Annotated in this window: 12 protein-coding genes; 1 reads left to right on the top strand and 11 read right to left on the bottom strand. The window is 32.3% G+C overall.

Annotated features, from left to right (window positions below; translation table 11 throughout):
• The 5 genes from WBN21_RS06490 to WBN21_RS06470 form a co-directional block, all read right to left on the bottom strand.
• Positions 1–1468: SusC/RagA family TonB-linked outer membrane protein (locus WBN21_RS06490; RefSeq protein ID WP_424198581.1), on the bottom strand; the 1468-nt coding region annotated here is incomplete at its 3' end.
• A 295-nt stretch (positions 1469–1763) separates the two neighbouring features.
• Entirely contained in the window at positions 1764–4529 is a 2766-nt protein-coding gene (locus WBN21_RS06485) for a triple tyrosine motif-containing protein (RefSeq protein WP_424198579.1), read from the bottom strand.
• 109 nt (positions 4530–4638) lie between these two features.
• Positions 4639–5367, bottom strand: coding sequence for an MIP/aquaporin family protein (locus WBN21_RS06480; RefSeq protein ID WP_424198578.1), 729 nt, complete (start codon positions 5365–5367; stop codon positions 4639–4641).
• A 14-nt stretch (positions 5368–5381) separates the two neighbouring features.
• A complete protein-coding gene (gene glpK / locus WBN21_RS06475) occupies positions 5382–6878 on the bottom strand; it encodes a glycerol kinase GlpK (RefSeq protein WP_424198576.1) in 1497 nt (498 codons plus the stop codon).
• Between the two features lie 51 nt (positions 6879–6929).
• Positions 6930–8507 (bottom strand): glycerol-3-phosphate dehydrogenase/oxidase, encoded by a 1578-nt coding sequence (locus WBN21_RS06470; protein ID WP_424198583.1) that lies wholly within the window; start codon positions 8505–8507, stop codon positions 6930–6932.
• 176 nt (positions 8508–8683) lie between these two features.
• Between WBN21_RS06470 and WBN21_RS06465 the strand changes: the two genes are divergently transcribed.
• Positions 8684–9436 carry a DeoR/GlpR family DNA-binding transcription regulator gene (locus WBN21_RS06465; RefSeq protein WP_424198574.1) on the top strand — a complete coding sequence of 251 codons (753 nt, stop codon included), beginning with the start codon at positions 8684–8686 and terminating at the stop codon, positions 9434–9436.
• Positions 9437–9439: 3 nt separating this feature from the next.
• Here the strand turns inward: WBN21_RS06465 and WBN21_RS06460 are convergent, their stop codons facing one another.
• The 6 genes from WBN21_RS06460 to WBN21_RS06435 form a co-directional block, all read right to left on the bottom strand.
• Complete coding sequence (locus WBN21_RS06460) at positions 9440–10909, bottom strand: sulfatase family protein (protein ID WP_424198573.1); 1470 nt, start codon at positions 10907–10909, stop codon at positions 9440–9442.
• Positions 10910–11112: 203 nt separating this feature from the next.
• Positions 11113–11781: a hypothetical protein gene (locus WBN21_RS06455; RefSeq protein ID WP_424198571.1), complete on the bottom strand. Its 669-nt coding sequence runs from the start codon at positions 11779–11781 to the stop codon at positions 11113–11115.
• Positions 11782–11793: 12 nt separating this feature from the next.
• Positions 11794–12240: a hypothetical protein gene (locus WBN21_RS06450; RefSeq protein WP_424198569.1), complete on the bottom strand. Its 447-nt coding sequence runs from the start codon at positions 12238–12240 to the stop codon at positions 11794–11796.
• 79 nt (positions 12241–12319) lie between these two features.
• A complete protein-coding gene (locus WBN21_RS06445) occupies positions 12320–12838 on the bottom strand; it encodes an Hsp20/alpha crystallin family protein (RefSeq protein ID WP_424198567.1) in 519 nt (172 codons plus the stop codon).
• A gap of 117 nt (positions 12839–12955) precedes the next feature.
• Positions 12956–13372, bottom strand: a complete 417-nt coding sequence (locus tag WBN21_RS06440) for a hypothetical protein (protein WP_424198565.1) — start codon at positions 13370–13372, stop codon at positions 12956–12958.
• A gap of 19 nt (positions 13373–13391) precedes the next feature.
• Positions 13392–13665: MBL fold metallo-hydrolase RNA specificity domain-containing protein (locus tag WBN21_RS06435; protein ID WP_424198563.1), on the bottom strand; the 274-nt coding region annotated here is incomplete at its 5' end.

The raw sequence follows: 13665 nt of genomic DNA, 5'->3' as shown, positions 1-13665 counted from the left end.
ATTGGTTTTCAATTCTAGCAATACCTCTAACATCATCACCTGCGGAACTTAAAGAAGATTGATATTGACCTCTTTCTGAAGTACGTCTTGTTAAGTTAGTTTTTAATTGGTATTGTAAATTATCTGTAATTTGCCAAATTGGGGTTACGTTAATAACATAATCATTTCCTTTTTCCTGATTAGTTTGCTCTCGCAAGTTCCAGATAGGGTTTACAGGCGATGATTCTTCACCACTAGGAAAACGTGTTAAACTTCCATCGGCATTATAAGCATTACCTAAAGGCGAGAATGTAATGACATTAACGTTGGCAGCTCTATCGGTATCATCATTCAATATATTTAAATCAAAATTCACCGAAAATTTATCGCTAATTTTTTGATCTACATTTAAACGTAACGTTTTTCTTGTATAACTGGAAGTTGGGATAATACCATCTTCTTTAAAATAATTAATACTACCAAAAACTTTAGTCATATCTGTACCACCACTAACGCTAATAGCTTGGCTATTAACCATACCATTTTTCATTAATTCATCTTCCCAATTTACAAACTCATTGTTTGCAATATTTTCTATTTCTATTTCTGAAAAAATATCTTCATCAAGAGGATATGAGTCATCAGCAATTGTAGATCTAACAGCTTCACGTCTTAACTGCGCAAATTCTGAACCACTATAAACATCAAAATTTCTTTCGATTTGTTTTGAAGTAACAAAACCATGATAGCTTACACTTACTTTTCCTGCTTTACCACGTTTGGTTGTAATTAAAACCACCCCATTTGCACCTCTAGACCCATAAATAGCCTGTGCAGATGCATCTTTAAGAAATTCGATAGACTCAATATCATCAGCATCTATATCCTCAATACCACCATCTCTAATGATACCATCAACCACATAAATGGCACTTACATTACCTTCAATAGAACCTTGTCCTCTAAAAATAATATCAGATGTTCCACCTGGACGTAATGTACCTCCACCTACGTTTACTTGCAAACCTGCTATTCTACCTCTTAGCATTTCATTTACATCTGAGGTTGGTGATAATGTTGCTTGTTCCATGTTTGTAGTTGCAACTGCATTTACGAGGTCACTTTTTCGTTGAGTACCGTAACCTACCACTACTACTTCATCTAAAACATTTTCATCTGTTTGCAATAAAATAGTCATTGGAGCTGAAGTGCTTGCAACTTCTCTTGTAACATATCCTATATAAGATATAACCAATGTAGATGCACTACTGTTTACAGATAATGAAAATTTACCATCAAAATCCGTTGATGTTCCATTAGAAGTTCCTTTTACCAATACGGTTGCTCCGGGTAATGGCATATTATCAGCCGCCGAAAGCACAGTTCCAGTTACCGTTTGTTGTGATTGTGCCATTGCGCTAAAAGAAGCAAACAATAGCATAGACAAAAACAGCACTTTAATTTTTTGATAACATAGTTTTAATTTCATGTGAGTTTGTTTTTAGTTTAGTTTCAAAAATATAGTTTGAATAAATGCTTAAAACACATTTAAAGTTAACTATTCATAAAATTAACCTCAATAACTGATAAAACAATAATTTTTATGCCGATAAAAAACGAACATCGTAATTTTAACAAAATAAAACCTGTATATTTCTAGCGAAAACACCCATGAATAAAGGATAAGAAGTAAATCTAAAATTTAACAATATAACCCTTGAAAACATGGCGATTTTTGGTGTTGTAGTGGTAATGTCTAGGTGATTTTACGGCTTGTCATGTTACTAAAACTTTAAGATATAGTTAACGAGACCACTATCATGTTCAAGTCCTAATTTTTTCCTTAATCTGTAACGTTTAGTTTCCACACTTTTTATAGAAATATTAAGTAATGGTGCCATTTCCTTTGATGATAAATTAAGACGTAAGTAAGCACAAAAACGCAAATCGTTAGGTGTTAAATCTGGATGGGATGCCTTTATTTTTTCTAAAAAGTCCTTATCAGCATTATTAAAAGCTTGCTCGAAAAAAGACCAGTCTTTACTATCATTCAAATTACTGTCAACAAGTTCAAGGGCCGTTTTATTATCAGAATTTTTATTTTTCTTTAATTCCTTTTTAATCTTATTCAGAACTCTATTTTTGTTGATAATACTCATTGTAGAAATTGCTAATTCCCTGTTTTTATTTTCAATATCTTGATTTAATTTTTCATTTTTAATTTGCATAATAGTTTGCTCATTTTCCAACTGCTCCTTCATAAATTTATTATTATAATAACGTTTATATGCTTTGTGCGTAATAAAAATTATTAAAAGAAGTAATAAAAAATAAAAAGCTAGTGCAGTAAAGGAAGCAAACCATGGCCGATGCACTTTAAAGACATAAGCAATTGTGTTTTCAGTTAATTGATTACCTACTTTCGCTCTAACCTGAAAGCTATAATCTCCAAACGAAAGATTTTCGAAAGTAACCTGAGAACTTTCAGACCATTTACTCCATTTAGGGTTATGACCAGCCAGTTTATATTGATATTTTACGTCCAAAAATTTATCAAATTCAGGCACGGAATATTTAAAAATCAAAATACCATCCTGATGTTCAAACGCGCTTTCAACATCAATAGGATAATCAATTAGTTTATCATCAATATCCTTTAAAACTACCGAGTTTAAATGAATTTGGTAAACTTTATTATCCATTTTGGGGTCATCTAAAGTTATATAACCATCGGCAGTTCCTAAAACATATGTATTACTTTTAAGTGATGAAATGTTTTCGAACCCCAATACGCCTTTTCTCAATTTTGATGGTATTGGAATTTTTTTAACTCGTGGTTTACTCGTAACATCATCGTTTTCAATGTAACTTATATTTTCTTTTGAAAATGCCCAGAGTCTCTCATCTTTATCAACCAACAATTTCCCTGATATTAATTCAGAATCCGTTATTGCCATGGTTAAAATAGAATCTTTAACAAAACTATTTTCCTTATCATCATATTTAAATACACCATCATCAGACGCATAAAGGATCGTATTTTTATACTTAACTAAGCTTGAATTATTTCCTAACGGAACACTTGATTCTACTTGTGATTTTTTAACTTTAGTTAAACTATCATTTAGTTGCAATTTAAAAACCCCCTTATGTTCATGATTTACCCAAGCTTTATAATCATCGCATATTTCTAAATATCTGGAAGATATTTTAAATCCTTCAATTTTATTTCGAAGACTCCAACGTTCATTCTGTTTTGATAAAACAAAAACACCACTATAATTCCCTTGTAGAATTACATCCTTTTGATTAGGAACAGGCTTAAATACCCAAGCACCTAACTCATTACTTATTTTTGTAGCCGTATTTTTACTAATGGTAAAGGTCCCTAAATGGTGTCCACAAAAAAGCGTTTCATTATTATAATTAAATAAATTCCAAACCTGTCCGGCTGTTCCTTCTATAAAACTAAACGCATCATCTGTTGACTTTAAATTTTTGTAAAACAATCCTTGGTTAGTGCCAATATATAGAATTTCGTTAAACACTTGCGTAGCATAAACAGTTCCAAAAACGCCTTCATAGTCAAAGAATGTTCTAATTGGAGATTTCACATTTATACAATTTATGCCATTGTCAAGTCCTGCCCACACATTGTTCGTACTATCTTCAAATAGTGATAAAATGGTATTATTCCCCAATCCTGTTTTTTGCGTAATTTGGTAGTTAACTTCTCCATTTTTATTGATGTGAAATACACCATCAGATATAGTTCCAATTACATAACTCCCATCCTCTAGCCTAATACTGCTAAAAATATTCGTTTTCTTTAAAACCTTATCTGCTTGAATTTCCCAAGAAGAAAATGTGTTATTTTGATAAGTATAAAATCCTGAGTTTCGGGTAATAAAAACCAATTCATTTTCGTTTTGAAATATATTTATAATGCGTTCAAATTTGGTTGTAGCATTACTTATTAATAATAAAGGATTTCCGTCTTCAACCACATATATTCCTTGGTTTGCAACGTGATAATAAATACGATTATTTACTTTAAAAATTTTATAAATGATATCGTTAGATGAAATAATTTTAAAAGCATCAGTTTTAGAATTATAAAAATAGATATGATCGCTTGACTGAAATATAACCCATTCATTGTAAGCCAAAATATTCCAAATCTGTTCGTCCTCAAGTTTTCTTTCATGAAGTTTAGGCAATAAAGATACATACTTAAGTGATCCTAAATCATCCTTTACCCAATAACCGAAATCTGCAAAACAACCTGTGTATATTCTGTCGCCAATTACATTTACAGCTCTAATTATCGTGTTATTTGGCGAGGTATAAGTACGCCATTCAGCACCATTATATTCTAATAACCCCTTATTATTAGCAACATAAATGTAATTGTTTTGCCCTTGAGAAATCATCCAGTTTTGACTATCTCCCAAATAATTTTCAGTAGTAAACTTTTCAATAGGCGGCAGCTCCTGACCAAAAGATATCAAGCTAAAGAATATTAGAAAAATTAACTGAAAAATTTTCATTTTTTTAACGGAATTAAAACAAAACTATGCGCGTTTTATCTTTATATAAAGGTAGATTTAGAAAATGAATTTTCAAAATGATGCTTTTCATGTTGCCTTAAAAGACATTTTAAGAAAGCGATAACATTAAAAAAGCTGCTAAACACGCACCTACAATTGGCCCTAAAACTGGAATCCAAGCATAACTCCAATCGGAAGCAGCTTTGTTTTTAATGGGAAGCAGCGCATGCACAATTCTTGGTCCTAAATCACGAGCAGGATTAATAGCATAACCTGTGGTTCCTCCCAATGACAAACCAATAGACCAAACTAAAAAAGCAACTGGCAAAGCACCTAATGAGCCCAAACCAATAACAGTTTCAGAATCGCTAATGGTTGCATTTGTAAAATACAAAATAGTAAAAATTAGCACAAAGGTTCCCAAAGCTTCACTAAAAAAATTTGATAAGGTGTTCCTTATTGCTGGTGCTGTGCAAAATACCGCTTTTTTACTATCGGCATCATCAGTAGCATCAAAATGATTTTTATAAAATAACCAAACTGTAAATGAACCAATCATGGCGCCCAACATCTGAGCTAACACATACATAGGTACGGATTCCCAAGGAAACTTTCCTGCAACGGCTAAACTAATACTAACAGCCGGATTAATATGTGCACCACTATATGGACCTGCAATTACAACAGCAACATAAACTGCTAATGCCCAACCCGTTGTTATTACTATCCAACCACTATTATTCCCAATAGTTTTGTTTAAAACAACGTTTGCAACTACGCCTCCACCTAACAAAATAAGTATGGCTGTTCCAATAATTTCTGAAATAAATGGTGTCATATTTTAAATTGTTTTTAATTATTTTTAGTCCAATATTCTAAGGCATTTATTGCTTTATACCAACCTTTTATTTTCTCGTCAATGTTTTTTCTTTCACCAGTTGGGTTGAAAGAGGCATCTGTTTGCCATATTTCTTGAATTTCTTCAGCATTTTTCCAATATCCTACAGCTAAACCTGCTAAAAAAGCAGCTCCCATAGCCGTGGTTTCAACAATTTTAGGGCGTACTGTTGTTGTATTTAATACATCGGCTTGAAACTGCATTAACATATTGTTTACCGTTGCTCCACCATCAACTCGTAATTCTTTTATTGAAATTCCAGAATCTGATTCCATAGCCTTTAAAACATCCATAGTTTGAAAGGCAATAGCTTCCAGAGCCGCCCTGGCAATATGGGCATCTGTACTTCCCCGTGTTAAACCAAAAATGGTGCCTTGCGCTTTTTGATTCCAATGAGGTGCTCCTAAACCTGCAAATGCTGGCACAAAATACACACCATCTGAATCTTCAACCGACTTTGCTAGTGCCTCAACATCTGAAGAGTTTCTTATAATTTTTAAGCTATCTCTCAACCATTGTACAACGGCGCCGGCAATAAAAATACTACCTTCAAAAGCATAAGTTGTTTTATTATTAATTTTCCAAGCTACGGTAGTTAATAAATTGTTTTTTGAAACTTTTGGAGTTTTTCCAATATTCATCAGCATAAAACACCCAGTACCATAAGTATTTTTTACCATGCCTTTTTTAGTACACATTTGCCCGAATAAAGCGGCTTGTTGGTCACCTGCAATACCAGAAATAGGGATTTTTGTATCATAAAAAGTTGAATTTGTATGGCCATAAACTTCACTTGATTGCTTTACTTCTGGCAGCATACTTTTAGGAATGGTTAATAAATCAAGTAATTCATCATCCCAATCCATGGTATTGATATTGAACATTAGGGTTCTAGAGGCATTTGTCACATCGGTAACATGCTGCTCCCCTTTCGTGAAATTCCATATTAGCCAAGTATCAATAGTACCTAAAATTAAATCGCCTGCTTCTGCTTTTTTTCTTGCGCCTTCAACATTATCTAAAATCCACTTCACTTTTGTTCCAGAAAAATACGAATCAATTACTAACCCTGTTTTTTCTCTTACACTTTTTTCATGCCCCTTACTTTTTAACTCATCACAATAATCAGAGGTTCTTTTATCTTGCCAAACAATAGCATTATAAACGGGTTTGCCTGTGTTTTTATCCCAAACCAAAACAGTTTCACGTTGGTTTGTAATACCTATAGCGGCAATATTTTCTACATTTAATCCTTTTTTAGCAATGGCTTCAGCGGCAACTCCAGCTTGAGTTGACCAAATTTCATTTGGATCATGTTCCACCCAACCTGGTTTTGGAAAATATTGTGTAAACTCTTTTTGAGCAACTGATATAATAGTTCCTTTTTTATCAAAAACTATAGCTCTAGAACTTGTTGTGCCTTGATCTAATGCGAGAATATATTTTTCCATAATTTTAGTTTAGTTGTTTAGAAATGACTTTGGTTAAGAGCCGTTTAAATTTTATTTATTGATGCAATAATGATTTGCTATTTCTACAAAACTAGAAATTTGATTTTGCTTCCAAACTTCATTTTTATTTAACTCTGTTGCTAATATTGATGCCACTATGGGAGCTATTTCAATGGCTGCATTAGCATCTAAAAACAGCACTCTTACACGCCTTGCCAAAACATCTTCAATAGTTCTTGCCATTTCATTTCTAACTGCCCAAACCACTTCTGCTTTAGTAAATTCTAGACGTTCATGTAATTTCTTGCCTAATTCAGGAGATTCAGAAATGAGTTGTTTTATACCTTTCTGGTCGCTTCCATAAATATACAAATGCTGAGATTTATCTACAACTCCATTCGCACCATGGATTAATAAGTCTTTAGTATTGCATTTAGAATTTGGTAGTTTACCCAGCTGGATTACTCTATTCATAGTGTCTTGCGCCATACGTCTGTAGGTTGTCCACTTACCGCCAGTAATAGTAACTAACTCGGAATCTGAAACAATAATTTTATGACTTCTAGAAATCTCCTTAGTTTTTTCCGATTTATCTTTTGGAGCCGCTAATGGGCGTAACCCAGCAAATATGCTTAGTACATCTTGCCTACTTACATTTTTTGTTAAATACTGATTAGCTGTTTCTAAAATAAAATCGACTTCATTATCAAGTGCTTCGGGCTCTAAACTATGGCTATCTAACAAGGTATCGGTGGTACCAACCACTACTCTATTATGCCATGGCACTAAAAACAATACTCTGCCATCGGTAGTTTTTGGAATCATTATCGCATCGTTTCCTGGCAAAAACGATTTATCCAAAACAAGATGAACACCTTGACTAGGACGAATTATATTCTTAGCTAAAGCATCATCCATTTTTAAAACTTCATCCGTAAAAACTCCAGTAGCATTTATTACCACTTTAGCGTTTAAAGTATAGGTTTCGTTGCTTTCAATGTCCTTAGCAACGACACCGTTAACTTTCCCGTCATCATTTTTTAATAATTTTTGAACTTTAAAATGGTTTAATACCGTGGCGCCATTTTCAATACAGGTTTGTGCGATATTTACAGCCAACCGTGAATCGTCAAACTGACCATCATGATACACCACACCGCCTTTTAAATCCTTTAGCTTAATAGTTTCTAAGCGCTTTGTAGTTTCACTTTTTGATATCCTCTTAGATTTTCCAAAACTTAATTTTCCTGCTAAAAAATCATAAACCTTTAAGCCAACCGTATAAAAAAAGTTATCCCACCATTTATAATTCGGAATTATAAAAGATTGATTACTCACCAAATGCGAAGCGTTTTTCAACATTAATCCACGTTCGTAAAGTGCCTCTTTAACCAAATCAATGTTCCCTTGCGCCAAATACCTTACACCTCCATGCACTAATTTTGTGCTTCGACTGGAGGTTCCTTTTGCAAAATCTACCTGTTCTAACAGTAATGTTTTATATCCTCGAGTTACACTATCCAAAGCAATACCTAAACCTGTAGCACCACCGCCAATAATGATAACATCCCAATCAGGACTATCTTTTAACTGTTGTATTAATACTTCTCTTTGAAACAATTTTATGATACTTTAATTATGATTAATTATATATTGTTTCAAATATACATAAAAAACCACAAAACGAAACTAAATGAAACTAAATTTCACATTAGAAGCCTGAATCATTATTCGTTATCTTATCTTTTAATATGATTATGCTATAAATATCTTCATTTTCTTTCCTTTTACTTATATTTGTTTTTATGAAGCGACATGAAATTATTCTAGACACCTTAGCCAAAGAAAAGCATATTGAGGTGGCCGAATTATGTAAACAGTTGAATGTTTCAGCAGTTACCATAAGAAAAGATTTAAAATTACTTGAAGAAAAGGGATTACTCTTCAGAACTCATGGTGGCGCATCATTAGAAAACCCGTATATAAATGAAAGAGCTGTTATTGAAAAAGAAAAGATTTCAGTTGAAGAAAAAAAAGGCATAGCCGAAGCTGCCGCTGCAAGAATTAATGAAAATGATTCTATAATGATTGCGTCCGGCACAACCGTTCAAGCACTTTCAAAATTTATAAAACCAAAAAACAAACTAACCGTAATCACCTCATCTTTATATGTGGTTTTACATTTAATTCATGACAAGAATATTGAAATTTTACAACTAGGTGGCTATATACGACACAGTTCTGCTTCAGTAATTGGATCTTACGCTGCCCAAATTTTAAATAATGTATCGTGTAGCAAACTATTTTTAGGTGTTGATGGTATTGATTTTGATTATGGTCTATCTACTACTAGTCTTGAAGAAGCACAATTAAACCAAAAGATGTTGGTTTCTGCGCAAAAAATTATTGTTTTGGCAGATTCTTCAAAATTCGGAAAAAAGAGTTTTGCAAAAATCTGCAACCTTAGTGACATTCACGAAATAATAACAGATCGCGGTATTTCGCCATCTACCAAGAAAAAACTTGAAGAAAAAGGTATTAAAGTTACTGTTGTTTAATAATTACTTAGCTACATTGGCGTCAATCCATTCCTTGTAGGCAGTTTCTAAAGCAATAACTTTTTCTGGGTATTTTTCTGCTAAATCAAAACGTTCTCCAGGATCTTTAGCAACATTAAACAGTTTCAGCTCCATATTATCAACAATAGGCTTAATATATTCTACTGACGGTTCACTTTTCCAATGATTTTCGTTGGCATTTGTTAATTTCCAATCACCCTGTCTAACCGCCCATGTTTTTTGCCATTTCCATACTAACAATCTATTTGGGTCTGGCTTTAAAAGGCTAATTCCATCAATATTCGGATCATTCAACGGAACTCCTGCTGCGTTTAAAATAGTAGGCATAATATCGGTTGCTGAAACATAATTAGTTTCCACTTTATTGGCGGCAATATTATTTTCCCAACTCATTGCAATTGGCACACGAATACCCCCTTCCCAGAGCGCATATTTACCACCAGTAAGCGGTGCATTATTTGAACCTGTTAATGGCGAACCACCATTATCTGAAATGAAAACAATAAGCGTATTTTTTATTAAATCTTCATCTTTCAAAGCATCAAGCACCCTGCCAATATTATCATCCAAACAATTAAGATTAGCAAGATAATAGTTTCTTAATTCGTCTGCTTTTATTGCTCCTACTCTTGAATATTTGTCGTAATAAGCAGAATATGTGCCTGCCTCATGATTTCCGTAAGTCATTAAACTATCAGGGTCATAATTGGCAATTTCCTTAGCACCATATTTATCTAGATATTTTTTAGGAACTTCATGAATTAAATGATGAACCGCACTATATGATAAGGTTAAAAAGAAAGGCTTTTCACGTTTTCTTTTTAAATATGAAATGGATTCGTCTGTTAAAATATCAGTTAGATAACCTTCCTCATAACTTTTCTCACCCATGTTATGCATTAAAGGCCCTAACACCGCACTTGTTCCATCAGGATCTGGCGTTCGGTCTTTTATTTCTTTTGAATTTAACCAAAAATCATGTGCATGAGCACTAAATCCTAAAAACTCGTCATAACCATGGTTTAATGGGTATTCGCGTACGTCATTTTTATGAAAATTTCGACCCAAATCATTTTTTCCAATTCGGGCAGTTTCATACCCAGCTTCCTTTAAATATTCAGGTAATGTTTTTACATCATCTGGTAAGCCTGGCCCCCAACTAGCAGGTTTATCCCAACGAAATTGGTTTTTCCCAGTTATTATACCTGCTCTAGACGGGCTACAAACTGGTGCCGTAACATAAGCTTGGGTATAAACCGTTCCAGATTCACCTAAGCGAGATATGTTGGGTGTGGAAATAGTTTTATCATAATCTTTAAAAGGAGAAAAATCTGCGTATCCTAAATCGTCCACAACTATTAAAAGGACATTTGGTTTTTTTGTTTCATCCTTTGTTTTTGATTGGCAAGACACTATACAAAACAACAAAAATAACACGCCTAAATTTCTCATAATTTACTTTATTTGATTTTGTTTTGTTTCAAAATTAATAAAAATAATTAAAACGAAAGCAAATGAAATACTATTTAACGTTTTTTGCATTATCCATTAAAACATGTTATAAGCAAATTTTAAACAGAAAAAACCCCATAAACGTCATGTTTAAAGGGTTTTTAATATATATCTTATGAATGCAAGTGGTAAATGTTATTTTATTATTTAATAGCGTCCACTTTAGGGGTTTCATTCAAAAGCCATGGATTAATAAGTTGTTGCTCTTCTAAAATAACCATAACAAGGTTTACATAATCATTAACGGTATCACCTATGGATTGTGGATCTGTAATATCTATATAACCTTTCCATATAAGCTCTCTATCCTTTGTAGGACAAATACAATACATTGAAATTTCTGAATGATAAACTGAATACTCGTGATAATAATCAGGATTATAAAATGCATCTTGATATCTCAAATAATCTTCTCGAAACCTTTTATGCGTGTTATCATACCTTCGGTAATTTTCCTTATAAACAATTCTATCTTCAACGCCCATTACCTTTGTGAAAAAAACGGTATCAAAACCATCAGCTATAAGGCGACTTTCTAATTGATTAAGCTCTTCTTCTGTTTTCTTTTCTAAAGTAAATGAAGGCTCAAAATAGTCCATACTCGTAACAGCTTCTATCCCTCTAGACCTTATTTCGCTTTGAAATTGTTTTTCAAATTTTCGCCTTGCAGTACTGTTGGAGGTCATCCCAACAACGAGCACCTTATTGGCACTATAAACATCTATATCTGGATTTTTCCAGTTATCAATTAGCTCTGCGTTTGAGCAACTAAACGCCAGAATGAAAATTAGTAAAAGTTGAAGATATTTCATTTTTAATCTGTTTTACTGAAGTAACCTTTTTTGTTTACCTTCCTTTATAATGCTTTTTATAAGTGCAAATAATGTTGATTTTAGGGCTCTATATTTATTTAAAAAATTACTAATTGTAATAATGAGTTTTCCATGCTCATCTTTATATTCATTTTCTTCTTTAATTTGATTTAAACCATCAACCATAATTTCTAGACCCTTTTCATGAGCCATTACAACTTTAATTAAAGCGTCTGTTTCTTTCTGTGATGCACTTAATTGATTAACTACTTTTTTACTATCTGAAAAATGTTTCGAATCTATAAGCTGAAGCGTGTAGGATTTTATCAAATCATCAAAAAACAATTGTTCATCTTTTACAAATCTTAATTCAGATAACCATTTAACTGAACTACTATGCATCGTTTCTGCGCTTAACCAGGCGTCGTATTTTTTAACTTTACCTTGCTTTGTTTTCATCGTATTTAATTTTAAAAATTGTGAAGAACAGAAAGCAATAGTTTTAAAAACGTATTGCTTTCTGCTTTTTAAAAAGGTGTTATTGGACTTTAATTACTTTTTTTGGAACTTCCTTAATAACTGCCTCTTTCTTTTTTAGAAGTTTAATTTTCAAAACGCCATTTTTATAAACGGCCTTTACATCTTGCTCTAAATCAACAGATACTGGAAGCGTCATTGATTTCTCAAAGGATTTATAGCTAAATTCTTTTCGTGAATAATCCTCATCTTCGTGCTTTTCCTCTTCTTTTTTCTCGCCACAAACATGAAGTACATCGTCTTCAATGGAAACTTCAAAATCTTCTTTATTGAAGCTAGGAGCTGCAAATTCGATTTCAAAATCTTTATCATGTTCTTTGACATTCATTGCAGGCATTAAACTATTTTCTTCTAAAAAATCATCGTTAAAAACATCCTCAAATCTGGATAGATTATTTAAATTATAGTTAAACCTCTCACCTCTCCAAGGTGCTAAAAGATTATTACTCCAAGGGGATAAAAATCTGCTTTCAAATGGAGATAATCCATTTCTTTTTCTGCGTTTCATTAATGTTGTCATAATATTAAGTATTAAGGTTAAACTTATTTTCAACCCTAATATATTTACAAATACATTTTTTTACAATGATATATATCAGTACTACAGGTGATTGGAATTCTTTAATAAAAAGGATTTTTAATTAATAATAACACTTTCAACGTATTGAAAAAGGGTGAATTTAAAATCGAATATTTTAATTTTATGATTGAATATTTTGTTCTCTAAATCAACTTGATATTGAATAAAAAAATTGTCGCACGCCAAATCTTCACATTCAATTTTACCTCTTATTTTATGCGCATGTGAATTTAATTCGTCTATCAAACTTGAATTACTTTTGTTTAAAACACTTATTTCATTTTTAAACTCTTGTAGCTTTTCAAATATATTCATGGCATGAGGTTTGAAAATAGGTTTATCTAATAGCATTTTAAAAAAATTCAGTTCGAATTTAAAATTTTCAAGATTTCTTATGTCATTCGAAATATTATATTCAAATTCTTCAATGGTCTTATCTTCATTAAAATTTTTATAAACTTGTGGTGTTTCCATGGCTAATATTTTTTAAAATTTATATGTTTAATTCTTCTACATTTGAAAGTTTAGGAATTGTAACATTCCAGTTAAAAGTGTCTTTTATTTTTACACGAAATGCATCCTGAGCTGCAGGTTCTCCATGAATTAAAAACACGCGCTCTGGAATATTTTTTATTCCACCCATCCAATTCAATAAATCATTTTGATCTGCATGAGCTGATAAACTTTCAATTTTTTTGATTGTAGCTTTTACAGGATAGTATTTTCCGAAAAATTTAATTTCGTGGGCGCCTTCTTCTAGTTGCCGA

It is taken from the genome of Algibacter sp. (assembly GCF_049667265.1).
Classification (GTDB): Bacteria; Bacteroidota; Bacteroidia; order Flavobacteriales; family Flavobacteriaceae; genus Algibacter_B.
This window is presented reverse-complemented; position numbering and strand designations above follow the sequence as displayed.